The organism is Pseudomonas sp. GW823-FHT02C05, from assembly GCF_058797595.1.
In genome coordinates, this window is the sequence record NZ_JBXAJU010000001.1 from 685,393 (window position 1) to 709,138 (window position 23,746).

General features: G+C 66.3%; 27 protein-coding genes. 15 read left to right on the plus strand and 12 right to left on the minus strand.

Annotated features, from left to right (window positions below; translation table 11 throughout):
• The first annotated feature begins 13 nt into the window (after positions 1-13).
• From AC1RGE_RS03380 to AC1RGE_RS03390, 3 genes are all read left to right on the plus strand, one after another.
• Positions 14-1,219, plus strand: a complete 1,206-nt coding sequence (locus tag AC1RGE_RS03380) for a CaiB/BaiF CoA transferase family protein (RefSeq protein ID WP_103407501.1) — start codon at positions 14-16, stop codon at positions 1,217-1,219.
• 165 nt (positions 1,220-1,384) lie between these two features.
• Positions 1,385-2,197 (plus strand): HpcH/HpaI aldolase/citrate lyase family protein, encoded by an 813-nt coding sequence (locus AC1RGE_RS03385; protein WP_123473258.1) that lies wholly within the window; start codon positions 1,385-1,387, stop codon positions 2,195-2,197.
• 97 nt (positions 2,198-2,294) lie between these two features.
• Positions 2,295-2,726 carry an HD domain-containing protein gene (locus AC1RGE_RS03390; protein WP_492583335.1) on the plus strand — a complete coding sequence of 144 codons (432 nt, stop codon included), beginning with the start codon at positions 2,295-2,297 and terminating at the stop codon, positions 2,724-2,726.
• Between the two features lie 28 nt (positions 2,727-2,754).
• Here AC1RGE_RS03390 and AC1RGE_RS03395 read toward each other — a convergent pair whose 3' ends face one another.
• The 5 genes from AC1RGE_RS03395 to AC1RGE_RS03415 all read right to left on the minus strand — a co-directional run bounded on the left by AC1RGE_RS03395 (position 2,755) and on the right by AC1RGE_RS03415 (position 7,258).
• Entirely contained in the window at positions 2,755-2,946 is a 192-nt protein-coding gene (locus tag AC1RGE_RS03395) for a tautomerase family protein (RefSeq protein WP_011060949.1), read from the minus strand.
• 90 nt (positions 2,947-3,036) lie between these two features.
• On the minus strand, positions 3,037-3,366 hold the full coding sequence (locus AC1RGE_RS03400; RefSeq protein ID WP_011060950.1) for a hypothetical protein: 330 nt from the start codon (positions 3,364-3,366) through the stop codon (positions 3,037-3,039).
• Between the two features lie 63 nt (positions 3,367-3,429).
• Positions 3,430-4,893 (minus strand): amidase, encoded by a 1,464-nt coding sequence (locus tag AC1RGE_RS03405; protein ID WP_492583337.1) that lies wholly within the window; start codon positions 4,891-4,893, stop codon positions 3,430-3,432.
• 105 nt (positions 4,894-4,998) lie between these two features.
• The gene (locus AC1RGE_RS03410) at positions 4,999-6,120 is read right to left on the minus strand and encodes a polyamine ABC transporter substrate-binding protein (protein WP_011060952.1); all 1,122 of its coding nucleotides are present in this window, start codon (positions 6,118-6,120) and stop codon (positions 4,999-5,001) included.
• A 106-nt stretch (positions 6,121-6,226) separates the two neighbouring features.
• Positions 6,227-7,258 carry an AraC family transcriptional regulator gene (locus AC1RGE_RS03415; protein ID WP_036996300.1) on the minus strand — a complete coding sequence of 344 codons (1,032 nt, stop codon included), beginning with the start codon at positions 7,256-7,258 and terminating at the stop codon, positions 6,227-6,229.
• Between the two features lie 363 nt (positions 7,259-7,621).
• Between AC1RGE_RS03415 and AC1RGE_RS03420 the strand changes: the two genes are divergently transcribed.
• The 3 genes from AC1RGE_RS03420 to dctM are packed head-to-tail and all read left to right on the plus strand — an operon-like array spanning position 7,622 to position 10,593.
• On the plus strand, positions 7,622-8,623 hold the full coding sequence (locus AC1RGE_RS03420) for a TRAP transporter substrate-binding protein (protein WP_210482181.1): 1,002 nt from the start codon (positions 7,622-7,624) through the stop codon (positions 8,621-8,623).
• 57 nt (positions 8,624-8,680) lie between these two features.
• Positions 8,681-9,313: a TRAP transporter small permease gene (locus AC1RGE_RS03425; RefSeq protein WP_065363856.1), complete on the plus strand. Its 633-nt coding sequence runs from the start codon at positions 8,681-8,683 to the stop codon at positions 9,311-9,313.
• On the plus strand, positions 9,313-10,593 hold the full coding sequence (gene dctM, locus AC1RGE_RS03430) for a C4-dicarboxylate TRAP transporter large permease protein DctM (protein WP_492583339.1): 1,281 nt from the start codon (positions 9,313-9,315) through the stop codon (positions 10,591-10,593). The genes AC1RGE_RS03425 and dctM overlap by 1 nt, the downstream gene beginning before the upstream one ends.
• Before the next feature lie 231 nt (positions 10,594-10,824).
• On the opposite strand, the gene AC1RGE_RS03435 is transcribed toward dctM, so the two are convergent.
• The 5 genes from AC1RGE_RS03435 to AC1RGE_RS03455 all read right to left on the minus strand — a co-directional run bounded on the left by AC1RGE_RS03435 (position 10,825) and on the right by AC1RGE_RS03455 (position 16,912).
• The gene (locus tag AC1RGE_RS03435; protein WP_015635362.1) at positions 10,825-11,436 is read right to left on the minus strand and encodes a DNA-3-methyladenine glycosylase family protein; all 612 of its coding nucleotides are present in this window, start codon (positions 11,434-11,436) and stop codon (positions 10,825-10,827) included.
• Positions 11,437-11,553: 117 nt separating this feature from the next.
• Positions 11,554-12,456 (minus strand): alpha/beta hydrolase, encoded by a 903-nt coding sequence (locus AC1RGE_RS03440; RefSeq protein WP_019093789.1) that lies wholly within the window; start codon positions 12,454-12,456, stop codon positions 11,554-11,556.
• 44 nt (positions 12,457-12,500) lie between these two features.
• Positions 12,501-14,735 carry a TonB-dependent siderophore receptor gene (locus AC1RGE_RS03445; RefSeq protein ID WP_430765461.1) on the minus strand — a complete coding sequence of 745 codons (2,235 nt, stop codon included), beginning with the start codon at positions 14,733-14,735 and terminating at the stop codon, positions 12,501-12,503.
• A 147-nt stretch (positions 14,736-14,882) separates the two neighbouring features.
• Positions 14,883-16,220 carry a HAMP domain-containing sensor histidine kinase gene (locus AC1RGE_RS03450; RefSeq protein WP_492583341.1) on the minus strand — a complete coding sequence of 446 codons (1,338 nt, stop codon included), beginning with the start codon at positions 16,218-16,220 and terminating at the stop codon, positions 14,883-14,885.
• Positions 16,220-16,912 (minus strand): response regulator transcription factor, encoded by a 693-nt coding sequence (locus AC1RGE_RS03455; RefSeq protein WP_492583343.1) that lies wholly within the window; start codon positions 16,910-16,912, stop codon positions 16,220-16,222. Before AC1RGE_RS03455 ends, AC1RGE_RS03450 begins: the two co-directional genes overlap by 1 nt.
• Positions 16,913-17,094: 182 nt before the next feature.
• Here AC1RGE_RS03455 and AC1RGE_RS03460 point away from each other — a divergent pair, with 182 nt between their 5' ends.
• The 8 genes from AC1RGE_RS03460 (at position 17,095) to AC1RGE_RS03495 (ending at position 21,957) form a co-directional block, all read left to right on the plus strand.
• Entirely contained in the window at positions 17,095-17,790 is a 696-nt protein-coding gene (locus tag AC1RGE_RS03460) for a helix-turn-helix transcriptional regulator (protein ID WP_125063919.1), read from the plus strand.
• A gap of 5 nt (positions 17,791-17,795) precedes the next feature.
• Complete coding sequence (locus AC1RGE_RS03465; protein WP_492584242.1) at positions 17,796-18,581, plus strand: PhzF family phenazine biosynthesis protein; 786 nt, start codon at positions 17,796-17,798, stop codon at positions 18,579-18,581.
• A gap of 115 nt (positions 18,582-18,696) precedes the next feature.
• The gene (locus AC1RGE_RS03470; RefSeq protein ID WP_103291085.1) at positions 18,697-19,344 is read left to right on the plus strand and encodes a hypothetical protein; all 648 of its coding nucleotides are present in this window, start codon (positions 18,697-18,699) and stop codon (positions 19,342-19,344) included.
• A complete protein-coding gene (locus AC1RGE_RS03475; RefSeq protein ID WP_011060965.1) occupies positions 19,341-19,817 on the plus strand; it encodes a surface-adhesin E family protein in 477 nt (158 codons plus the stop codon). The genes AC1RGE_RS03470 and AC1RGE_RS03475 overlap by 4 nt, the downstream gene beginning before the upstream one ends.
• Before the next feature lie 135 nt (positions 19,818-19,952).
• On the plus strand, positions 19,953-20,246 hold the full coding sequence (locus AC1RGE_RS03480; protein ID WP_011060967.1) for a hypothetical protein: 294 nt from the start codon (positions 19,953-19,955) through the stop codon (positions 20,244-20,246).
• Positions 20,247-20,286: 40 nt separating this feature from the next.
• Positions 20,287-20,637 (plus strand): hypothetical protein, encoded by a 351-nt coding sequence (locus tag AC1RGE_RS03485; RefSeq protein ID WP_011060968.1) that lies wholly within the window; start codon positions 20,287-20,289, stop codon positions 20,635-20,637.
• A gap of 107 nt (positions 20,638-20,744) precedes the next feature.
• A complete protein-coding gene (locus AC1RGE_RS03490) occupies positions 20,745-21,353 on the plus strand; it encodes a hypothetical protein (RefSeq protein WP_072442144.1) in 609 nt (202 codons plus the stop codon).
• A 16-nt stretch (positions 21,354-21,369) separates the two neighbouring features.
• Positions 21,370-21,957 (plus strand): hypothetical protein, encoded by a 588-nt coding sequence (locus tag AC1RGE_RS03495; RefSeq protein WP_492583345.1) that lies wholly within the window; start codon positions 21,370-21,372, stop codon positions 21,955-21,957.
• A gap of 84 nt (positions 21,958-22,041) precedes the next feature.
• Here the strand turns inward: AC1RGE_RS03495 and AC1RGE_RS03500 are convergent, their stop codons facing one another.
• Entirely contained in the window at positions 22,042-22,596 is a 555-nt protein-coding gene (locus AC1RGE_RS03500) for a UPF0149 family protein (RefSeq protein ID WP_492583347.1), read from the minus strand.
• A 95-nt stretch (positions 22,597-22,691) separates the two neighbouring features.
• Positions 22,692-23,093: a hypothetical protein gene (locus AC1RGE_RS03505; RefSeq protein WP_015635375.1), complete on the minus strand. Its 402-nt coding sequence runs from the start codon at positions 23,091-23,093 to the stop codon at positions 22,692-22,694.
• Positions 23,094-23,504: 411 nt separating this feature from the next.
• Between AC1RGE_RS03505 and AC1RGE_RS03510 the strand changes: the two genes are divergently transcribed.
• Positions 23,505-23,735, plus strand: a complete 231-nt coding sequence (locus AC1RGE_RS03510; RefSeq protein WP_011060977.1) for a DUF3079 domain-containing protein — start codon at positions 23,505-23,507, stop codon at positions 23,733-23,735.
• Positions 23,736-23,746 lie beyond the last annotated feature (11 nt).

Sequence of the window (23,746 nt, forward strand, 5' to 3'; positions counted from 1 at the left end):
GCGAGGACCGAACATGACTGACAACACAGCACAGCCACGGCCCCTGGACGGCATCACCGTGGTCAGCCTGGAACACGCCATTGCCGCGCCGTTCTGCACCCGCCAGCTGGCGGACCTGGGCGCCCGAGTGATCAAGGTCGAGCGCCCCGGCAGCGGCGATTTCGCCCGGGGCTACGACCAGCGGGTCAAGGGCCTGGCCTCGCACTTCGTGTGGACCAACCGCTCCAAGGAAAGCCTGAGCCTGGACCTCAAGCAGCCCGAAGCCGAGGGCCTGCTGGACAGCCTGCTGGCCGGGGCCGACGTGCTGGTGCAGAACCTGGCACCGGGGGCGGCGGCGCGCATGGGGCTGTCGTTCGAGGCGCTGCATGAGCGCTTTCCACGGCTGATCGTCTGCGATATTTCCGGCTACGGCGAAGGCGGCCCCTATGAGCGGAAAAAGGCCTACGACCTGCTGATCCAGAGCGAAGGCGGCTTTGTATCGGTGACCGGCGGCCCCGAACCGGAGCAGATGGCCAAGGCCGGTTGCTCGATCGCCGACATTGCCGCCGGCATGTACGCCTACAGCGGCATTCTTTCGGCCTTGCTGCTGCGTGGGCGCACCGGCCTGGGCAGCCGCATCGACATCAGCATGCTGGAAAGCCTGGTGGAGTGGATGGGCTACCCCCTGTACTACGCCTTCGAAGGCGCCGAACCGCCACCCCGGGCCGGCGCGGCCCATTCCACCATCTACCCCTACGGGCCGTTTCCCGCGGGTGACGGTGGCACGGTGATGCTCGGCCTGCAGAACGAACGGGAATGGGCGGCCTTCTGCGACAAGGTGCTGGAGCTGCCCGAACTGGCCACGGACGAGCGCTTTGGCGCCAACTTTAAGCGTTCGGCCAACCGCGAGGCGCTGCGCCAGATCATCGTCGAGCGCTTTGCCCGGCTCAGCGTCGCCCAGGTGATCGAACGGCTGGAGCAGGCGCAGATCGCCAACGCCCGGGTCAACGACATGCAGGGCGTGTGGCAGCACCCGCAACTGGCGGCCCGGGATGCCTGGCGCCAGGTGGACAGCCCGGCGGGCTGCCTGCCGGCGCTGTTGCCACCGGCGCGCAACAGCGCCTATGCGCCGCGCATGGACGCAGTCCCGGCGCTGGGCCAGCACAGCGCAGCGATACTCGCCGAGCTGGGCCTGAGCCCGCAAGGCATCGAGCAACTGCAGGCCCGTGGAGTCATCTGAACCCCAACCTCCCCGTAGGAGCCGGCTTGCCAGCGAAGGGGCCCCTGAGATCGCCTTCGCCGGCAAGCCGGCTCCTACGGAGGGCAGGGCAACACCAGGCTCTTGCCGTAGGGGCCGGGCAGCAAGCCCGGCCGCCATTGGTCTTCCAATAACAAGGATCCGAACATGTCCAACCCCATTGTCCGCTCCGCGCTGTTCGTCCCCGGCAGCCGCCCCGAGCGCTTCGCCAAGGCCCTGGCCTGTGGCGCCGATGCGGTGATCGTCGATTTCGAGGACGCCGTCGAGGAGCCCCTCAAGCTGCAGGCGCGAGAGCACCTGGGGCGCTTCCTGCTGGCGCAGCCCCAGGTCCGGGCCTGGGTACGAATCAACGCACCCGAGCACCCCCAGCACCTGGCCGACCTGGCGTTCTGCCAGGCCCATGCCGGTGTGGTGGGCATTCTCCTGCCGAAAGTCGAGAGCGCAGCCCAAGTGGCGCGGGTGGCCGCCAGCGGCCGCCTGGTCTGGCCGATCATCGAAAGTGCCCGGGGCTTGCTGGCCCTGGGCGAGATCGCCAGCGCCCCCGGGGTCCAGCGCCTGTCGTTCGGCGGCCTGGACCTGGCCCTGGACCTCAACCTCAGCAGCGGCTCGGCGGCGGCCCAGTTCGCCCTGGACCAGGCGCGGCTGGCGCTGATCCTGCACTCCCGGGCGGCGGGGCTGCAGGCGCCGCTGGACGGGGTGTTTCCCGGCATTGCCGACAGCCAGGGCCTGGCCGCCTCGGTCCGCCACGCCTACGCCATGGGCTTTGCCGGTGCGCTGTGCATCCACCCGGCCCAGGTGCCGGTGATCCACCAGGCCCTGGCGCCCAGCGCCGAGGAATTGGCCTGGGCCCAACGGGTGGTGGAAGGCGGGCGCGAGGGTGCCGGGGCCTACCAGGTGGATGGGCAGATGGTCGATGCCCCGGTGCTGCTGCGGGCCCAGCGCTTGCTGGCGATGGCCTGAGCCTGCGCCCGGGCCGCGGCGCAGGTAGAATGGCGCGGTCTTTTTATCGAGGTGGCACCATGCACGGCTCAGCCCCATTCACCTGCGGTAGCGTCCGATGAGCAGCCTGGAGCGGGCCATCGCGCTGGCCGCCCAGGCCCATGCCGGGCAAGTCGACAAGGGCGGTGCGCCCTACATCCTGCATCCCTTGCGCGTGATGCTGCGCCTGACACACCCCGAGGCGCGGATTGTCGCGGTGATGCACGATGTCCTGGAAGACTGCCCCATCACCCCGGAGCAGTTGCGGGGCGAGGGCTTCAGCGAAGAGGTGCTGGCGGCGCTGCTGGCGCTGACCAAGGTTGCCGGCGAGGACTACCCGGCGTTCATCCGCCGCGCAGGCGCAAACCCCCTGGCGCGGCAAGTAAAGCTGGCGGATCTGGCGGAAAACAGCGACCTGTCGCGCATCCCCGAACCGGGTGCCGAAGACCTGCGGCGCCTGGAGAAGTACCGCCAGGCCACGGACTACCTGAACTCACTGGCGTGCGACTGAGTTCGTGATACCTGCGCCCAGCAGCGGCTCAGGCCTGGTCGTCGTCGCTGAGCTCGCCGGCAAACCCCCAATCGCTGCCGTCGATTTCCTGGATCACGATGTGGGTATGCTCGGGCTTCTTGCCCAGTACCCGCACCAGGGATTCGGTGAATTCCTTGACCAGTTGGGCCTTCTGCTGGCGCGTGGCGCCCTTGGTGATCTGCAGGTTGATATAGGGCATGGATCGACACTCCAGGTGATGGTGCATGGACGGGCGGCAGGGCAGCCTACGACAGCCGCTGCCCTCCTGCCAGCCAGGGGCCCTGGTGCGTCAGTTGCTGTAGCTGGACAGCGCCACTTCGGCGGTGCGTGCCGGTGGCTTGCGCCCACGGGTGCGCCAGTGCTCGATCAGCGCCCGGCCATGGGCCAGGCCGGCCTGCAGCGCGGCTTCAGTGCTGGCGTAGTCATTGCCGTAGGGCGGGCAGGCGAAGTGCACGGAAAAGCACGGGTGCTGGCCGTGGCCGGTGAGGCGGCCGACGTAGCTGTAGCTGGAACCGGACTGATGGGGATCAAGGCTGGGAGAGCTCGGTTCACGAATGATCATCACGTAGATGTCGTGGTCGAATTGGGTGTCTTGATACCAACTGCTTGAAGAATCCATGGTCCACCTCCTTGTCCGTGAGCCTTCGCCGTGGCCGGCGTCGGCATTGTGTTCTGTGCGGGTCTAGCGGTTTGCGGGTGACGCCTGGGGGGCGTCGTGCAGCCCGGCGGGGTGGCGGAACACCCCCTCGGGCAGCCGTTTTTCCAGGGCCCGTGCGGCCCTCAGTACCAGGGCGTCGCGGCCGAAGCGGGCGACGATCTGTAGGCCGATGGGCAGGCCCGCCTCGCTCAGGGCGCAAGGCAGGCTCAACGCTGGCTGGCGGCTGAAATTGAACGGGAAGGTGGTGGGCTGCCACATGGCGCTGATCTGTTCCGGCCAGTCCGGCGGCAGCAGGCGTTCCACGGCGAAGGGTTCGACCACCGCGGCAGGGGTCAGCAGCAGGTCGTACTCACCCAGGAAAGCGTGAAGCTTCTGCGCCACCCGGTGGCGCTCTTGCACCGCACAGGCGTAGTCCAGGGCATTGAGCTGGCGCGCGCGGACCTGGGCCTGCTGGAGAAAGTCCCCCACCAGATGGCGGTCCTCGGCGGGTATTTCCTGGGCCACGGCGCAGGCCACTTCCACCGGCCAGGCCCGCAGGTAGTTCGGCGCCGGGTTGCCGATGTCCGGCGAGGCCAGGACCAGGGTGGCGCCGGCTTCCTGCAACAACCTGGCAGCGTTCAGGCAGGCTGCGGCGATCTGCGGGTCGACATGGGCGGCGTAGCCCAGGTCGGCGCTGAAGGCGATGCGCAGGCCGGCAACGCCGTCCTCGATGGAGCTGAGGAAATCCCTGGGCCCATGGGGCCAGGCAAAGGGCTCGCCGGGCTCGTGCACGGCCATGAGCTCCATCAACAGGGCAATGTCGCGCACGTGGCGGGCAATCGGGCCTTCGGCGGCCATGCCGCCCGGGTCGATGCTCGGGCAGGCGGACACCAGGCCATGGCTGGGCTTGAACCCGACCACGCCGCAAAAGCTCGACGGGGTACGGATCGAACCGGCGGCATCGTTGCCTGTCGCGGCCGGGGCATAACCGGCTGCGACCCCCGCAGTACTGCCGCCACTGCTGCCACCGGCATGCAGGGCCAGGTTCCACGGGTTGCGGGTGATGCCGGTCAACGGGCTGTCGGTCAGGGGCGTGCTGCCCAGTTCCGGCAGGGTGGTCTTGGCGATGAAGATCGCCCCGGCTTCACGCAGGCGTGCCACCAGGCTGGAGTCCCGGGTCATGGCCGAGCGGTTGGCCAGGGCCCGGGAACCACTGCGGGTCTGCCAGCCCTGTACGTCGTTGTTGTCCTTGACCAGGATCGGAATGCCATCCAGCCGGCCCATGGGTTGCCCGGCGGCCCAGCGCGCGGTGGACGCCTGGGCAGCGCGCAGCGAGGCCGGGTCCTGGCGTTCGCAGAGGGCGTTGAGCTGTGGCTCGTGGCGCTCGATCTGCGCCAGCACGGCCTGCAGCACGTCCACCGGGGTGAACTGCAAGGTGGCGAAACCCTGCAGCAGCGCCTCGATCGACAGGTGTGGCAGGGCCGCTTGGCTGGAAGTGGGCAACGGCATATTCGGCTCTTCGTTCAAGCACGCCGGGCGCGGGCTGCGCCACGGCGTGGAAAGGCGGCATGGACGCCGTTGGCGGCGTCCTGGCGGGCCTTCGCAGTGAATGACTCAGCGGCCACTGGTGACCTTGACCCAGGTCCGGGTCCGGGTGCGCTCGGCCTTGGCCGGCAGCGGTGCCAGGGGGTAGAGGCGGGTCATGGTCTCGGCGCTGGGGAACAGGTCCGGGTTGTCCAGCAGCGACTGCTGGATGAACGGCTTGGAATCGGTCACGCCGTTGGGGTAGCCGACGTAGTTGCTGATGGAGGCAATGACCTTGGGTTCCATCAGGTAATTGAGGAAGGCGTGGGCGGTGTCCACGTGCTTGGCGCCGGCGGGAATGGCCACGGTGTCGATCCACACCAGGGTGCCTTCCTTGGGAATGCGCATTTCGATGTGCACGCCGTTCTTGGCTTCGTTGGCGCGGTTGGCCGCCTGCAGGAAGCCGCCGGAGTAGCCCACGGCCACGCAGATGTTGCCGTTGGCGATATCGCCCATCCACTTGGCGCTATGGAAGTAGCGCACGTAGGGACGCAGCTTGAGCAGCATGGCCTCGGCCTTGCGGTAGTCCTCGGGGTTCTGGCTGTTGGGGTCCAGGCCCAGGTAGTGCAGGGCCAGGGGCAGCATTTCGGTGGGCGAGTCGAGGAAGGTCACGCCGCACTGGCTGAGCTTCTTCAGGTTCTCTTCCTTGAACACCAGGTCCCAGCTGTTGACCGGCGCGTCGCTGCCCAGCAGCTCCTGGACCTTGTCGCGGTTGTAGCCGATCAGGTTGGTGCCCCACATGTAGGGAATCACGTAGCGGTTGCCCGGGTCGCTCTGCTCCAGCAGCTTCATCACGGCCGGGTCGAGGTTCTTCCAGTTCGGCAACTGCCCGCGGTCCAGGGGCTGGAAGGCGCCGGCGCTGATCTGCTTGCTGACGAAACCGCTGGAGGGCACCACCACGTCATAGCCGCTGTTGCCGGTCAGCAGCTTGGCTTCGAGCACTTCGTTGCTTTCGAAGATGTCGTACTTGACCTTGATCCCGCTCTGGGCCTGGAAATCCTTGATGGTGTTGGGAGCGATGTACTCCGACCAGTTGAAGATGTTCACCGTGCGCTCGGGGGCGGCCTGGGCGGTGACAGAGGCGGCCAGGGCCAGGGCACCGAGGGTGCAGGCCGTGGCGAGGCGGGAGAGGGCGGTGTGCAACGATTTCATATGACAACTCCATGTCCGAAATGAGCGGAACCATCCGAGGCGGACATTTTTCGTCGGATAGGTCGCAGAGAGAATGCTTGCAACGGTCAATAGGGGATATTTAGCGTCAATCTTCGGCGCAGTCCGAGAGCGGCCCGAGCTGGCCGGCCAGCTGGCGGAAGCGCCCGGGAGCGACGCCGCTCCAGCGTTGGAAGGCGTGGCGGAAACTTGCGGTTTCCTTGAAGCCCAGGGCTTCGGCGATGCGGTAGATGGGCAGGCTGTGCTGGCCCAGCAACTGCTGGGCGCGGGCGTAGCGCAACTCGTCCAGCAACTGCTGATAGCTGGTGTCCTGGGCTCGCAGGCGCCGGCGCAGGGTGCTGGGGGAGCAGTGCACCTGGCGCGCCAGGCTGTCGAAATCCGGCACCGCGTGCAGCTGTTCATTGAGGATGCGCCGCACCTGGTCGATCCAGGTCGGCCGCGCGCTGAGCTCCTCGTTGAGGCGGATGCAGCGTTGCAGCATGTCGTTCTGGGTCACCAGGTCCGCCAGGGGCAGGCGCCGGTCCAGCCACTCCAGGTCGAAACCGATGGCATTGCGCCCGGCATTGAACTGCACCGGGCAATTGAAGGCCTGCTCGTAGCTGTCCATATAGGGCTGGGGGCCATGCATCAGTTGCACCTGGCGCAGGGGCAGGGAGCAACCCAGCAGGTCCTGGCAGGTGACCCGGTAGGACGACATGCAGAAATCGGTGTTGAACACCTCAAGTTCGCTTTCGCTGTACTGGTCGGCGGTGAGCCAGGCCAGGCCGTCGCGGACCTCAAGGTCGAGGCGGAAGAAGGTGCCCAGCAGCAAGGGGTAGCGCAGCGCCAGGGACCAGCCTTCGCGCAGGGTGGCGCTGGTCAGCAGGGTCAGGCCGAACATGCCGTAGGCGGAAATGTGCAGGTTGCGCCCCAGCACCAGCCCCAGGTCCTGGCGAAACTGCACGGCGTTGCTGAACACGCGCATTTCCTGGCTGATATTGATCAGGCTGTTGGGCAGCTCCAGGTCCGCCAGCTGGATGCCGCTGCCCTCCAGCAGCACCTGGGCGGGTACGTCGCTGTCACGGAAGGCGTCCAGCACCGCTTGGGTGGTATGCAGGGTGGTCAAGCGAAGGGCGGTCATCGACGATCTCAGAGTGATATCGGGAGGCGTGACTTTAGGGGTTACGCGCCCGCGGTTCAATTGCCCCTTGCAGGCGCTGGCGGGGGCGGCGCAGGGCTAAGGGCCCTTTCGCCGGCAAGCCGGCTCCTACGGGGCGTTGGGCGGCGCCGATTGCGCAGGCACGGCCCGTTGTAGGAGCTGGCTTGCCAGCGAAGGCGCTGGCAGGAGCGGCGCAGGGCTCGGGGGCCTTTCGCCGGCAAGCCGGTTCCTACATGGGGAGGGGCGTTCGGCGGGGGTGAACGCGGGTATCAAAAATTCGAAATTCTCTATACGCCATGCCTTAGGCACTCTTCCCTCAATCACAACAATAAAAAGGTGAAGTCCATGTTCAAGCTCTCAAGAGCGCTGTTCTGTGCCGCCGCATTGCTTGCTGCCGGGGTGGCCCAGGCCGCCGAATCCACCGGCAACCCGATCATCATCAAGTTCGCCCACGTGGTGGCCGAGAACACCCCCAAGGGCCAGGGCGCGCTGCTGTTCAAGAAGCTCGCCGAGGAGCGCCTGCCGGGGCGGGTCAAGGTCGAGGTCTACCCCAACTCGTCGCTGTTCGGCGATGGCAAGGAAATGGAGGCGCTGCTGCTGGGGGATGTGCAGATGCTGGCGCCGTCCCTGGCCAAATTCGAGCAGTACACGAAAAAGATCCAGATCTACGACCTGCCGTTCCTGTTCGACGACCTGGCGGCGGTGGACCGCTTCCAGGCCGCCGAGGGCAAGCAGTTGCTGACCTCGATGCAGGGCAAGGGCATTCTCGGCCTGGCCTACTGGCACAACGGCCTGAAGCAGTTGTCGGCCAACAAGCCCCTGCACGAACCCAAGGACGCCCGTGGCCTGAAGTTCCGCGTGCAGGCCTCCAGCGTGCTCGAAGAGCAGTTCAAGGCGATGCGCGCCAACCCGCGCAAGATGAGTTTCGCCGAGGTCTACCAGGGCCTGCAGACCGGCACCGTCAACGGCACCGAGAACACCTGGTCGAACTATGAAAGCCAGAAGGTCAACGAGGTGCAGAAGTACTTCACCGAGTCCAACCACGGCCTGATCGACTACATGGTGATCACCAACGCGAGCTTCTGGAACGGCCTGCCGGCGGACGTGCGCGGCGAGCTGGAAACCATCATGGCCGAGGTCTCGGTAGAGGTGAACAAACAGGCCGAGGCCCTGAACCAGAGCGCCAGGCAGAAGATCGTCGAGGCCAGGACCAGCGAAATCATCGAACTGACCCCCGAGCAGCGCCAGGCCTGGCGCGACACCATGCGCCCGGTGTGGAGCAAGTTCGAGGACGAGATCGGCGCCGACCTGATCAAGGCCGCCGACGCCGCCAACCAGCGCCACTGATACGCCCTCCCGGCCGTCCGCGGCGGACGGCCACTGCCCGTTTCGCGAGGTATCTCTATGCAGTCCCTGAGACGTATCTGGGAGCACCTGGAGGAGGGCCTGATTGCCCTGCTGCTGGCGACCATGACCCTGGTGACCTTCGTCTACGTGATGCTCAACAACATCTACACCCTGTTCTTCGCCCTGGCCGACAAATGGGCCGCCAGCAGCGCCTTCTTCAACGCTCTGGGCGACGCCACCATGGGCCTGGCCCAGGACATGACCTGGAGCGTGGCCCTGACCAAGGCGATGTTCGGCTGGCTGATCTTCTTCGGCATGTCCTACGGCGTGCGCACCGCCGGGCACCTGGGGGTGGACGCCCTGGTGCGCCTGACCCCGCGCCCGGTGCAGCGCTACCTGGCGCTGCTCGCCTGCCTGTGCTGCCTGGTGTACGCCGGGCTGTTCATGGTCGCCAGCTTCAAGTGGCTGAGCGCGATCATGGCCGCCCATATCGGTGCCGAAGACCTGGACCGCTTCGGCATCCAGGTCAGCCATATCGTGGTGATCGTGCCCATCGGCTTCGCCCTGGTGCTGATCCGCTACCTGGAAATCTTCTACCGCATCTTCACCCGACGGCAGTTCGGCCTGGGCCTGGCCGACGAGGCGGGCGAGGCCAGCAAGCTGGCGGGCAGCCATGAGGAGCGTCACTGATGGCCGTGCTCTGTCTGTTTCTGCTGCTGTTCGTGTTCATGTTCCTCGGCGTGCCCATCGCCATTGCCCTGGGCCTGTCGGGGGCGGTGTCGATCCTGATGTTCAGCCAGGACTCCCTGAGCTCCCTGGCGATCAAGCTGTTCGAGACCTCCGACGCCTACACCTTCCTGGCGATTCCGTTCTTCCTCTTGTCCGGGGCCTTCATGACCACCGGCGGCGTGGCCCAGCGCCTGATCGACTTCGCCAACGCCTGCGTCGGCCACATCCGTGGCGGCCTGGCAATTGCCGCGGTGCTGGCCTGCATGCTGTTCGCCGCGCTGTCCGGTTCCTCGCCGGCCACCGTGGCGGCGGTAGGCTCGATTGCCGTGGCGGGCATGGTGCGCTCCGGCTATCCCAAGGAGTTCGGCGCCGGGATCATCTGCAACGCCGGGACCCTGGGCATCCTGATTCCGCCGTCGATCGTCATGGTGGTGTACTCGGCGGCCACCGAGACTTCGGTGGGCAAGCTGTTCATCTCCGGCGTGGTGCCCGGCTTGCTGCTGGGCCTGCTGCTGATGGTGGCGATCTACATCGTGGCCCGGGTGAAAAAGCTGCCGGCCCAGCCACGGGCCACCTTTGGCCAGTGGCTGAGTGCTGCGCGCCGGGCGTTCTGGGGCCTGTTGTTGCTGGTGATCATTCTTGGCGGCATCTACAGCGGCATGTTCACGCCCACTGAGGCGGCGGCGGTGGCGGCGGTGTACTCGGCCTTCGTCGCCCTGTTCGTGTACCGCGACATGAAGCTGCGGGACTGCCCCAAGGTGCTGCTGGAGTCGGGCCGGCTGTCGATCATGCTGATGTTCATCATCGCCAACGCCATGCTCTTCGCCCATGTGCTGACCACCGAACAGATCCCCCAGGAAATCACCGCCTGGGTGATTTCCGAAGGCCTGACGCCGATCGGTTTTCTGCTGATGGTCAACGTGGTGCTGCTGGTGGCGGGCAGCTTCATGGAGCCCTCGGCGATCGTGCTGATCCTGGCGCCGATCTTCTTCCCGATTGCCATGAAGCTGGGGATCGACCCGATTCACCTGGGCATCGTCATGGTGGTCAACATGGAGATCGGCCTGGTGCATCCGCCGGTGGGCCTGAACCTGTTCGTGACCTCGGCGGTGACCGGCCTGACCCTGGGCCAGACCATCCGCGCGGCGATGCCGTGGCTGATGATCCTGCTGCTGTTCCTGATCCTGGTGACCTACGTGCCGCTGATCTCCCTGGCCTTGCCCAACTGGCTGGGCATGTAGCGCCCCCATCGCTGGCAAGCCAGCTCCTACAGGCGGGCATATCCCCGTAGGAGCCGGCTTGCCGGCGAACCGCGCAGCGACCATTGGGCGCGGTTGATGGCGAGGGAATGGGCGATCTTGCGGGCGCTTTCGCTGGCAAGCCAGCTCCTACAGGTGGGCATATCCCCGTAGGAGCCGGCTTGCCGGCGAACCGCGCAGCGGCCAGTCCGCACCGGGTCAAGTGCGCGGTGTTCAGGCCGTCGGCACGCGCCACAGGTACCAGGCAGCGGTGGTGCGCCAGGGGCTCCAGGCCTGGCCGATCTGGCGCAGCTGCCGGGGGCTGGGCTGTTTCTCCAGGTCTTTCAGGCGGCGATAACCTTCGCGTACGCCAAAGTCGTCCACGGGCAGTATGTCCTCGCGCTCAAGGCTGTAGATCAGCAGCATCTCCACGGTCCAGCGGCCAATGCCAGGCAGCTGGATCAGGCGCTCTATCAACTGTTCGTCATCCAGGCCACGGGCGCTGGCGGCATCGGGGACGCGGCCGTCCAGGGTGGCCTGGGCGATGCCCTGCAGGGTCGCTACCTTGCGTGCGGAAAAGCCGCAGCCGCGCAGGCTCTCCAGGCTGGCATCGGCCAGTTGCCCGGGCGTGGGGAAGTCCTGGCCGGGAAACAAAGCGCGCAGGCGGCCGAGTATCGCGTCGCCCGCGCGGGCATGCAGTTGCTGGTAGGCCACCGCGCGCACCAGCGCCTGGTAAGGCTCGCGCTCCGGGCGGGGCTGGTGCAGGCAGGGGCCGACGGCGGCGATCAGCGCGGCCCAGTCGGCATCCAGTGCGGCAAGAAAACGAGTGGCGGGGCAGGTGGGCATTGGCGATCCGGAACAAGTGGCGGGGCGAGCGGCAGATTAGCCCGCCGCCCCAAGGCTTGCACCCTGTCTCTTGCGCTGGAACTCGCGGCCCGGGCCTTGCACCCGGGCGCAGGGTTTTCAGTCCTTGGCCGCCGGCAGGTAGAGCCGCTCCAGCACGTAGTGCAACGAGGCCGCCAGGGTTTGGCCATGGCTGAGTTTTTCAAAACTGTGGTAGTCCAGGACCAACCCCGGCACCTGGGCCAGTTGCGCCTGCAACTGGCGGGCGCGCTGGTCGGCCTCGGGCCCTGCTGGCTGGCGCGGGTTGCCCGGCTCGGCGCCGCCGCGCATCAGCAGCAATTGCGCATGATGGCCCTGCAGGCGCTCGGCCAGGCCCTGGGCCTGGGGCAGGATCAGGCCGTCGCCCCACCACAGCGAAGGGCTCGCGGCAGCGTAGTGGCGAAACGCCTGGGGCTGGCTGAACAGCGCCTGCAGCACCAGCAGGCCGCCATAGGAGTGGCCCCACAGGGTCTGTTGCGCGGTATCTATCGGTGCCTGGGCCGCCACGGCCGGGCGCATGCGCTCGCGCAGCAGTTGCAGGAAGGCTTGCGCGCCGCCGCTGGGTTGCCCGGTCAGCGGGTCTTGCTGCTGCGCCTGGCCCGGTTGCTGCGGGGTGTAGTCATAGGTGCGGGCGTTGCGTTCGATACGCAGCGGGGTCTGGTAACCCACCGCCACCAGCAGCGGTGCCTGGCCTTGGTCCAGGCGCTTGAGCTGCTCGGGGTCGAGGGCGCCGAGGGCGGCGTTGCCATCGAGCATCCATAGCACCGGGTAGCCCTGTGGCGGTGGCGCCTGCAACGGCTTGCCGATCCACAGTTGGTAGTGCCGCTGGCCGTCGGCGGAATCCAGTTGCAGGCTAGTGAAGCGGTAGGGCAGGTCCTGGCGTTGCAGCAGGCTGCGGTCCATGGGCTGGTCCGGGGCGGGGGCGGCCAGGGCCGCTCCCGCAAGGCCCCAGGCCAGGGCCAGGGGCAGGAAAAAAGTTCTCATCAGGCGTTCTCGGCAGGCTCTTGGTGATGGCTCTTGGTAATGGCTCAGAACGAAGCGGTCAGGCTGGTGTACAGGGTGCGCCCGGGTTCGTTGTAGGTGGCGGCGCCGGCCCCGGCAATATTGTTCACGCCCTGGGCATTGCCTTCACGGAACAGGCGTTTGTCGAACAGGTTGTCGACCCCGGCGGTCAGGCTCAGGTTGCGGGTCAGGGCGTAGGTGCCGCTGACCCCGGCAATGGCGTACGGCGCCAGTTGCTGGGTGGCGCTGCCGGTGACGCGGTCGCCGTGGTAGTCGTACTTCTTCGGCGTCTGCTGGCCGTACCAGGCCACGGTCGCCTGCAGCGACAGGTCCTGGGTGGCCTGCCAGTCGAGCATCGAGTTGAGGGTGTAGCGCGGGGTCACCGAGAGGTAGTCGCCGGTTTCCTTGTTCTTCGATTGCAGCATGTAGGTGAAGTTGTTGTTCCAGGTCAGCTGGCTGGCCAACGGAATGGTCAGGGTGCCTTCCAGGCCTTCCACCAGGGCCTTGGGCACGTTTTCCCACTGGTAGATCGCCGAGTTGCGGTAAGCGCCGCTGCCGCCGCTGGCACGGCTCACCGGCGCCAGGCCGGATTCCACCTTGTTCTTGTAGTCGTTGCGGAAGTAGGTCAGGCCGGCCACCCAGCCGTCGGCCTTGTATTCCAGGCCCAGTTCCTTGTTGACGCTGGTTTCCGCCTTGAGCTTGTCGTTGCCCTGCAAGTAGCAGCTGGTGCTCTGGCCATAGCAGCCCTGGCCGCGGCTGTAGAGCAGGTAGTCGGAGTTGAGCTGGTACAGGTTCGGCGCCTTGTAGGCGCGGGCGATGCCGGCCTTGAGGGTCAGGGTGTCGCTCAGGGCGTGGGACAGGTTGAGCGATGGGCTCCAGTTGTCGCCGACGATGCTGTGGTGGTCCAAACGCAGGCCCGGGGTGAGCATGGTGCCCGGCTGCAGTTCGATGTTGTCTTCAGCGAACAGCGAGAAGATCTGCGCGCTGGACTGGGTGCTGCGGTTGCTGCTACTCAGGCCGCCCACGGCGCCGCCTTCGCTGGTGCTCTGGGTGTTGGCGCTGGGGTCGTCGAGCTTTTGCTGGGACCATTCGCTGCCCAGGGTCAGGGTCTGCTCGAAGCCGGCGCGCAGGGGCAGGTTGACTTCGCCATGGGCGGTCAGGTCGCGCAGCACCGCGGTGTAGAACTCGCTGTTGCTGAAGATGCCTTCGGTGCCGCCGGCCAGGCCTTCGTTGATCCGCGTGTTGCGGGTCTTTTCGTATTGCAGGTAGGCCATGGAACTGCCGAAGTCCCATTCGCCACGATGGGTCACCGAATAGGTCTCGCGGTAGCTGCGGTTGGTCTCGTGGCCCAGCAGGTTTTTCACCGTGCTGTTGCTGTTGGTGTTCTGGGTATCGCCGGTGTAGATGTTGCCCTGGCGGCTGAAGCCGGCTTCGAAGTCCAGGCTCTGGTCCGGGGTCAGGTGCCAGCTCAAGAGGCCGTTGAGGTCCTTGTTGCGTACCCCTTCGCGGCCAGCGGGCAGGGTGCCGACCTGGTTGCCGGTGCGCAGGGATTCATGGCCGGCGTTGATGTCGGCGTCGTCGGAATCGGTCTTGGCCACGTTGCCATAGACCCGGTAGCTCAAGCTGTCGGTCAGCGGGCCGTTGAGGCCGAAGCTCATGCGTTGGGTGGCGCCTTCGTCCTTGTGGGTCGGGAACGAGCTGTAGATCGTCGCGTTGCCGTGGGTCTGGATGCCGGCCTGCTTGGTGATGATGTTGATCACCCCGCCAGCGGCGCCGTTGCCGTAGCGGGCCGCCGCCGGGCCGCGGATCACTTCGATGCGTTCGACCTGGTCGGCCGGTACCCAGTTGGTGTCGCCGCGGCTGTCGCGCTCTCCGCGCCAGCCGTAGCGCACCGAGTTGCGGCTGCCCACCGGCTTGCCGTCCACCAGGATCAGGGTGTTTTCCGGGCCCATGCCGCGGATGTCGATCTGCCGGTTGTTGCCGCGCTGGCCGCTGGTGGAGTTACCGGTGAGGTTGACCCCGGGCATGGTGCGGATGATCTGCGACAGGTCGTTGGCCGGCGGGCGCTTCTGGATGTCCTCGGCGGTGATCACCGAGACCCCCGGTGCCTGCTTGGTTTCTTCCTTGGCGGTGGCGATGACGCTCTGGGGTTCCAGCTCCAGGACCGGCTGGGTCGAGCCTTCATTGGCAGCCTGCACGGCCTGGCTGAGCAGGCAGCAGGTGGACAGCAGGAAGGGGGCGAAAGGACGCATCGAGCGCATGGACATCGGTGATCTCCGGGACAGAAGCAGAAACAGAAGATCACGAATGATAATGACTGCTATTTGCGAGTAAAGCGCATTAACTTTCTAAACACTTCCAGGTCGGGGCGAGGTTCTGTCAGGGAGCCGGGCGCGCTTGTGCCGGGCCTAGGCGGCGGGTAGCAGCAGGTGCATGCACAGCCCGGGGTGGCCGTTGCTGGCCCAGATCCGCCCCTGATGCAGCTCCACGGCGCGCCGGGCGATGGCCAGGCCCAGGCCGAAGCCGTCGCCCTGGGCCGAGTCCAGGCGCTGGTAGGGCTGGAAGATGCGTTGCAGGTCCTGTTCGGCGACCCCTGGTCCCCGGTCTTCCAGGCACAGGTGCCAATAGGCGCCTTCGCGCCAGCCGCACAGGCTCACCCGGCCGCCGGCGGGGGAGTAGCGGATCGCGTTGCGCAGCAGGTTCTCCAGGGCCTGGGCGATACTGTCCAGGTGCACCTGGACCCGGCACTCGGCGTCCAGCAGGCAGGGCAGGCGCTCGGCGTCCCAGGCGCTTTCGAAGCAGGCGTCCTGGCGCAGGGCTTCCCAGATCGACAGCACCTGCACCGCTTCGGTAGGCAGTTGCGGGCGCTCGGTGTCGAGCCAGGCCAGGTCCAGGGTGTCTTCCAGCAGGCGCTGCATGTCGGCGATTTCCCGGTCCAGGCGCTGGCGCAACTGCTCCGGCGGCAACCGGCTGTCATGGGCGATGCGCAACCGCGCCAGGGGCGTGCGCAGCTCATGGGACAGCGTGCGCAGCAGCAGGCGCTGCTGGGCCAGGCTCTGGCGCAGGCGCTCGGCCATGTGCTCAAAGGCCAGGGCCAGTTCCCCCAGTTCGTCGTGGCGGTTCACCAGGGGCGTGCCCAGGCCCTGGCTTTCCAGGTCGTCGGCGCGCAAGGCATCGGCGCGGTCGCGCAGGCGGTTCAACGGCAGCACCAGGTGGCGGTAGAGCAACAGGCCGAGCAGGGCGGCCAGCAGGGTCGGCACCACGCCATGGCTGAGTACGTGGGTCCAGGGCGTCAGGCCACTGGGCAGCAGGCGCTCGGGTAGTTGCAGCACCAGCCGGCCTTGCTCCGGGTGCTCGGGGAATTCGATGCTGACGTAGGGCAACTCGTCCTGCAGGCGCCGGCTCATGGGCCAGTCGAGCTTGCGCATGAAGGTCAGGTGGCTGGCTTCCTCGGCGGTCAGCGGCGTGCTGCCCAGGCTCTGCAGGCGATCGCCGATCACCGCGACCCAGGTGTCTTCCCGGGTTGCCAGTTGTCGCTGGAACTCATCGACCGCGGCCACGCCGCCCTGGCGCCAGGCGTGCTCGGCCTGCTGGGCGTAGCTGGCCAGGTACTGGCGGTCGGCGGGGTCGAGAAAATAGGTGCTGCGCTCGGCCGACAGGCCCCAGGTCCAGATGATCCAGGTCAGCAGCAGGCAGAAGCCGATCTGCAACAGCGCCAGTTTCCACAGCAGGGGGTGACGGCGCATCAGTGGCGTTCCGCTTCCACCAGGATGTAGCCCGCGCCGCGCACCGCCTGGATCTGCAGGTGCTGCACCCCAAGGTCGGCGAGTTTGCGCCGCAGGTTGCACACGTGCACATCCAGGCCGCGATCGAGCCTCGTGTAGATGCGGTGCAGTACGTGCTGATAGAGAAACGGCTTGCTCAGGGTTTCCCCGGGGTGCTCGCGCAGGGTCACCAGCAGCCGGTATTCGGAACCGGTCAGGCCCGCTGCGCGGCCCTGGTGCAGCACGTCCTGGGCCTGTTCGTCGAAGCTGAGGATCGGGTCCTGGCGCGTGGCCTGCAGCTGTTGCACCCGGGCCATGCGCCGCAGCAGGGCGTCGGCGCGGGCGTCCAGTTCGGCCAGGCTGAAGGGCTTGGGCAGGTAGTCGTCGGCGCCTCGGGTAAAGCCGGTGATGCGGTCCTGCTCGGCGCCCAGGGCCGACATCAGCATGACCGGCGTGCCCTGTTCCTGGCGCAGGGTTTCCAGCAGGGCCAGGCCGTCCATGCCCGGCAGCATGATGTCCAGCAGCACCAGGTCGAAGTGGCCGGCGCGCACCGCGGCCAGCCCCTGGCGGCCGTCGGCGCAGGGGGTGACGGTAAAGCCGCGCTGGCGGAAATGCAGGTCCAGGTCGTCGCGCAGTCGGGCGTCGTCTTCCACGAGAAGCAGGTTGGGGATCATGGGGCAGAGCACTTGAATGGAAATATTTAATGAGAACGTTTTACATTTGCGAATATTGCAGCAATGCCCTTGGCTATGCAATTGCCATGATGGGCGGGCATGACCGGGATCAACTGAACAAGAAGTTGAATATTCAACAAAGTGTTGATATTTTTCCTGGCCGTTCACCTTGGTAGTCACCCATGAACCGATCTTGCGCTTCCCTGCTTGCCGAACGTCAGCTGGTGCTGCAGGTGCTGCACAGCACTTTGCAGATGCTGGGCAGCGTGGTCGGCCAGCATGTGGAAATCGTCCTGCATGACCTGGACCGCCCGGAATCCTCGATCGTTGCCATCGCCAATGGTCATGTCACCGGGCGCCGGGTAGGCGACCCGGTGCTGGTCGGGCCGCGCCAGGACCTGGGTTTTGCCGCGGTGCGACGCGCCCTGCAAGACCGCTCCGCGGCGACCCCGCTGGTGCTGGAGAACTACCCGACCCTGGCCCCCGACGGCCGCGAGCTGCGCAGTTCCACGGTGATCTTTCGCGACAGCAGCGGGCAGCCCTTCGCCAGCCTGTGCAGCAACAGCGACCTGAGTGGTATCGCCGCCGCTCATGCCTGCCTCGGGCAGTTGCTGGGCCTGGGCAGCGCGCCTGCGCCGCGCCGCGACGAAGCCCCCGACATGGAACAGTTGCTGGCCCAGATCATCCAGGGCGCCTGCCCGGGAAACGGGGCGCGCATGAGCAAGCAACACAAGCTCGACGCCGTGCGCCAGATGCAGGAGCGCGGGGTGTTCATCGTCAAGGGCGGGATCGAAAAGGCCGCCGCGGCCCTGGGGGTGACCCGCTACACCATCTACAACTACCTGGAACAGATCCGCGCCCAAGGCGCCGAGGAATGACCGCGATGCAGCTCGATATCTTTCAAGTGGATGCCTTTACCTCCCACGTCTTCGGTGGCAACCCGGCGGCGGTGTGCCCCCTGGATGCCTGGTTGCCGGACGAGGTCCTGCAGCGCATCGCCCTGGAGAACAACCTGTCGGAAACCGCCTATTTCGTGCCCCGGGGCGAAGTCTTCGAACTGCGCTGGTTCACCCCCGCGGTGGAGGTCGACCTATGCGGGCACGCCACCCTGGCGGCGGCCTGGGTGCTGTTCGAGCAGTTGGGCGAGCGCCGCGACGTGCTGCGCTTTGCCACCCGCAGCGGCGAGTTGCGGGTGAGCCGCGAGGGCGGCCTGCTGTCCATGGACTTTCCCGCCAAGCAGCCCGAAGCCGTGGCGATTCCTCCGGCCCTGCTGCAAGCCCTGGGGTTGCCGGCGGCCGAGGCCCTGTACCGCACCGACGATTACCTGCTGGTGGTGGACGACGAATCTCTGGTGGAGGCGCTCAAGCCCGATTTCGCCGCACTGGCCGCCTTCGATGTGCGCGGCATCGCCGTGACGGCGCCGTCCCGGGCATTCGATTTCGTCTCGCGCTGGTTCGGCCCGCGGGTCGGGGTCAATGAAGACCCGGTCACCGGTTCCGCCCATACCTCCCTGGCGCCTTACTGGGCCGCGCGCCTGGGCAAGCGTCAGTTGCGGGCGCAGCAGGGCGGGGCGCGCAAGGGCCAGTTGCAGTGCCAGGTGCTGGACAACGTGCGGGTGATCATCAGCGGCTACGGCGCCTTGTACCTCAAGGGCAGTATTTTCCTCTGAACCGGCTGCGGCGCCGCTCTGCCATGCAGGCCTGGTGCCTGCAGGCGGATTTGTCTCGGCGGTGCCGGCGGGAGTAGAGTCGCGTTTTTTTCGCCTGCTCAGGATGCTCCAGACCATGCAACGGACGCGCACCTTGCCCCGCCTTTCCACCTCACCGCTGTTGGCCTTGCTCCTGGGCTTGAGTGCCGGCGCTGCCCAGGCAGCGAGCCTCAGCCAGAGCCTGCTGGAGTGCCAGCCGAGCTTTTTCAAGGCCCTGTATCAGCAGCGCGCCGAGCTCGGGCAGGTGGTGAAACTGGCGGAGAATCAGCGCCAGGGCATCGCCTGGATTCCGGTGGCGGAGCGCCGCGACAGCGCCACCGCGCTGATGGCGTTTTCCCGGCCGCTGCTGGATCAGGGCCTGCCCCTGAGCGCCTACTACGACCGCCAGTTCGACCTGGGCGAGCAGGGCACCTTTCACTTCTGGGGCTTTGAAATCGATGCCAGCCGCGAGGCCGTCATGGCCGCGCTGCCCCAGGCCGGTTGGCAGGAGACTGGCGAATACTTCGTCTCCCGGCCGCAGATCAAACTCAACGCCGCGGCCCCCTGGCAGGACAACCCGGCCGCCGCTTCGGGCATCGCCCCGGCGCCGGGCTCCGCGGAAAAGATCCTCATGCTCAGCCAGGAAGACGGCAAGACCCGTTTGCTCTGCTCGCTGCAGGGCACTGTCGATCAGCCATTGCTGGAGCAGGAGCGGCCGGACCTGGCCCAGGGAGCGGGCCGATGAACAAGCTGTCGAGCTTGAGCGCGGCGCTTTTGCTCGCCGGTTGCGCGCATTCGGGTACCCCCGGGGAGGCCCCGGCGCCGCAGCGTCCGGATGGCATGTTCAAGGTGCTGGAAAGCCCGGAACTGGCCACCTACTTTGCCGCCAACTCGCTGGCCCTCTACCAAAACAACCCGAACCTGCGGCAGTTCTATCTGGTCAACAACTACGCCAAGCCTGCTGCGCTGGGCGGTGGCAAGCCGCCGATCTACAGCTCCCGCGCGACCCGGGTGATCAACTGCGAGAAGGATGAGTCGGCGCAGTTCGGCCGGGTGTACTTCTCCGAGCCCTTCGCCCAGGGCGTGGAGGTCATGCGCAAGGACGATCTTGCGCAATGGGCCGCCTTTCCCCGTCAATCGTTGATCGGGGAGCTGCGCAACATGGCCTGCGCGGTCGATCCGACCCGGCTCAAGCTGGCTCCGGCACCGAGTCGGTGAACGGTGTCAGCCGGGCCTGTTGATCAGCCCGGCCAGGCCATGATCAGCATGGGCGGTGGCCTGCCTGATTGAAGCGCGCGCCGCACGCCACCCAGGCGGCGTTCTGTCCAACTGTTGAGCACCAAGGAAGTTTCGATGCTGGAAAGCAACCGCACCATCACCCTCTCTGGCGAGCAGGCGCTGCAGGCCCTGGCGGAGCTGGAGTTCGTCTTGATCTCGTTGCACAAGATGGGCGCCTACTACATGGATAAACCCGTGGCCGACTACCAGCGCGCCACCACCGATTTCATCGATAACCAGCAGGTCACCCAGCGCCTGGCCCAGGTGCGCAGGATTCTCAGCGAACCCTTCGACCGTACCCTGGGGGAGGACGACATGGACGACATCGAGCGCCATGTGGAGGGGCTCGAACTGTGGCGCCCCGAGTAGCAGGGCGAGGGCTGCCCGCCGATTTATCAAGGAACCTGCCATGTCCAGAATAAGCATCGCCGCCGCGACTCCCGGCACTGACCTGGCGCTGGTCAAGTTTCTCCATCAACGCCTGGGCCTGTCCCTGAGCGTTGCCCAGGGCTATCTGCGCCGTGGCGCCGAGGGCTTCTTCTACAGCGCCAAGCTGTTTCACAACGACCATGTGGAACGTGAGCAGGAACTGCGCGACATCCTCGCCTTCTGCAACAACGCCCAGGTGCCGCTGCTGATTGTCGAAAGCGACCCCGATGAGGAGTGGAACGGCGTTGCGCCCGAAGCGCTGGAGGACTGCGCGATGCCCCAGGAGCACTTGTTCAATCTGCTCCAGGCCTATGAAGAGGACTATCAATAAGGCCCGGGAGCGGGCCTGTCCCGCCCAACCGAATGCGAGGTTTTCCTAAAGTTCTGGGCGCCGGGGTCGAGACGTTGGTGCTGTCCGTCCCTCAATAAGGATATTTCGTGTTCAGAATCCTCCTCAGGGCCACCGCCCTTGTCGCCACCCTGGCGCTGACCGGCTGTGTGTCCTACAACGTCACCGGCCCCTTGGGCGCACCGCTGCATCCCGCGCCTGCCAGCAGCCCGCGCACTGCGCAAATTGCCGATGTGCAGGTTTCCGCCGCCGGTATCGACGAAGCCACCCGCACCGCCATCAGCCGCTCCCTGACCGCCCAGCTGACGCCCTACGTCAAGAGCGCCGGCTACTTCCAGCAACTCAGCGAATTTCCTACCCGCCTGGGGGAAAACGACGTGGTGCTGAAGTTCAACATGACCTCCCTCAAGGGCCATCGCGGGCCGCACCCGGGCTATGTGCCGGGGGCTCTGCTGACCCTGACGCTGTGGATTTGGGTCAATGGCCCGATCTACGTCGACAGCTTCGACCTGGCCGGTGATCTGTCGATCGTCGATCGCGACGGCAAGGAACTGGCCAGCGCCAGGGAGCAGCTCAAGTTCGAGCGCAATGTCGGTCTCTACGGGCGCGAATACTGGGCCCCGACCCAGGGCGCCAAGCAGCTCAACGAGCTGGTTGCCAAATTGCTCGACAACGCCACCGCCCGGTTGGCGCACTAGGATCAAGGAGCGTCACATGTTCGGTTCCATCAAGCACCTACTGGTGCTGGCCGCGGTACTGCTGAGCGGCTGCGTGTCCTATTCGCAACACGAACTGGCACCGGTCACGGCCTGGCCACCCACCGCCCAGGCGGAGGAACACAAACCCACGGCCTTCGTGCGCACCACCGCGATGAACCAGGTCAATGGCGGCCCGGCCAATGCTGCCGCCGGCGCCCCGGCCGCCGCCTGGGAAGCGGCGGTGGCCGATACCTACCGCCAGTCCGGGCGCTTTGCCCGGGTCAGCACCGACAAGGTCGAGTCGGACCTGTACGCCGAAGCCACCCTGTACAACAACGAGCAGTTCAGCATGGCCTCGGCCATCATCACCGGCGCCACCTTCTTCATCATCCCGTCCACGGCGAAAAACACCTTCACCCTGGAGACGGTGTTCAAGGACAAGGACGGCAAGGAACTGGGGCGGATTCGCAAGAGCGAGTCGGTGCGTACCTGGATGCAACTGCTGCTGATCGTGGCGATTCCTTTCCAGGCGGATACCCGCGACGTGGTCCAGCAACTGGCCCGCAGCACCCTGGATGAAGCGGTGCAACGCAAACTGCTGTAAGCCTCGCGCTGCTGGCAGGACGCAGACAAAAACGCCGCGGGCCCTGATTGGAGCCCGCGGCGTTTTTTTTGGATGCGGTTTACTTCAGCGTTGCGCCGCCCAGTAGGCATGCAGCGCCCGAGCGGCCGGTTCGATGGCCGCCACTTGCTGGCGATGCTGCTCCAGATCCAGGTCGGCCGGCAGTTCGAAGTTGTCCTGCTCGGCACAGTCGATGATCGTCTGCAACAGGCCGGTCTGTGGTGCCGGCATCTGCGGCCAGTTGCCCACGGCCACGCCACGCAGGTAGCCAAAGCACCATTCTTCGGCCAGCAACAGGTCCTGGCCCTGGTGTTCGGTGGTTTCGAAACGTGCATGGAAACCCTGGGCATCACTGGCCAGTTGTTCGGCCAGGGTGTTGATGTGGCGCACGCACAGGTCGATGAACTGCCGGCACTCTTGCGGGGTTTCCCAATTGGGGTTCTCGCCGCCCCAGATCGCCGGGAACCATTCGGCGATATCCACCTGGGTCGGGCCCGACACCAGCGCGGTGAAATAACCGTCCAGCTCGCAGGGGTTGAGTACCGAGTGGTCGTCGCCGTACTTGAGCAGGGTGTCTTCGAGGGTTTCGAAGTCGGCGGCGTTCAATGGGGTGTTTTGCATGAGAGAAGTCCTGGAAAAAGCAGCGGCAAGTTTCCGGGTTCAGGCCCCGGGCTGCAAGCCTTGAACGGTATGGGCGGCGCTTGAGTGCGCGGCCCTCAGGTGCCGCGCAACAGGTCCTGGGAGTCCAGCAGGCGGTAGGCGATTTCCGGGCGCTGCTCCATGGCCCGGCGGATGGCGGCCGGGATCGATTGCCGGGTCTTGCGGCACAGGCCGGGCAACTCGCCCAGGGAAATGGCGATGCCGCGCATGCTGCGGACCACATTGTCACTGGGGCTGATCTGGACGCGGATGCCCAGTTGTTCGTACATCCGCCTCTGCATGTGTTCCAGGTCCGCCAGGTCCTTGAGGTTTTCCAGGCGTTCGAGCAGGCGCTTTTCCTCCTGGCGCGTGAGATTGAGGATGCGCAGGTCGGCTCCGGGGGTGTCCAGCAACTGCTCGCGCTCGCAAATGCAGGCGCCGGGCGGACAGGGTTGGCGGATCGCGGGGCTGGGGTTCATGGTGATCCATCATAGCGATCCCGTAGCCGCTGTCAGAGAAAATTCTGTGCCCGGCCAGCCCCAACGAGATGGCGTGGTGGCGGGGCTTTGTGTAGGAGCTGGCTTGCCAGCGAAGGCGTCTTCGGGTGCGTCGCAGGGCTTGAGGCCTATAGAGCCAGGGGGGCGGATCGCCTTCGGCGAGCATCAGGCTCAGTAACGGCCGTTCCTGTTCGGCAGGAAGTAGGCCGCGGGTTTTGTCTTCGAGCACGATCACGCCCTCTTGGTTGCTCAGGGTGATGAGCACCATGGCCCGACCCTGGTGATGAAGCAGGTGATCCAGGACCGCACTCTGCCATTGTGATCGGGATCAAGGCTCGAAGGCGCCGCAGGTTCTAAGGTGCAGGCTCCTTCATCCAGGTTTCGGGAGCCGCCATGGCCAAGCCCTTTCCCCTGCGCCCCAAACACCCCGAGCGGATCTGCTGGGGCTGCGACCGCTACTGCGCGGCCAATGCCCTGGCCTGCGGCAATGGTTCCGATCGCACCATGCACCCGGCGGAAATGCTCGGGGAGGACTGGTACCTGGACGGCGATTGGGGCATCGAGATGCCCGCCGACAGCGAGCCGGCCCCACAGCGGCAGTCGCGAGGGCCGGCCGCTGTTTAAATATTACCCGG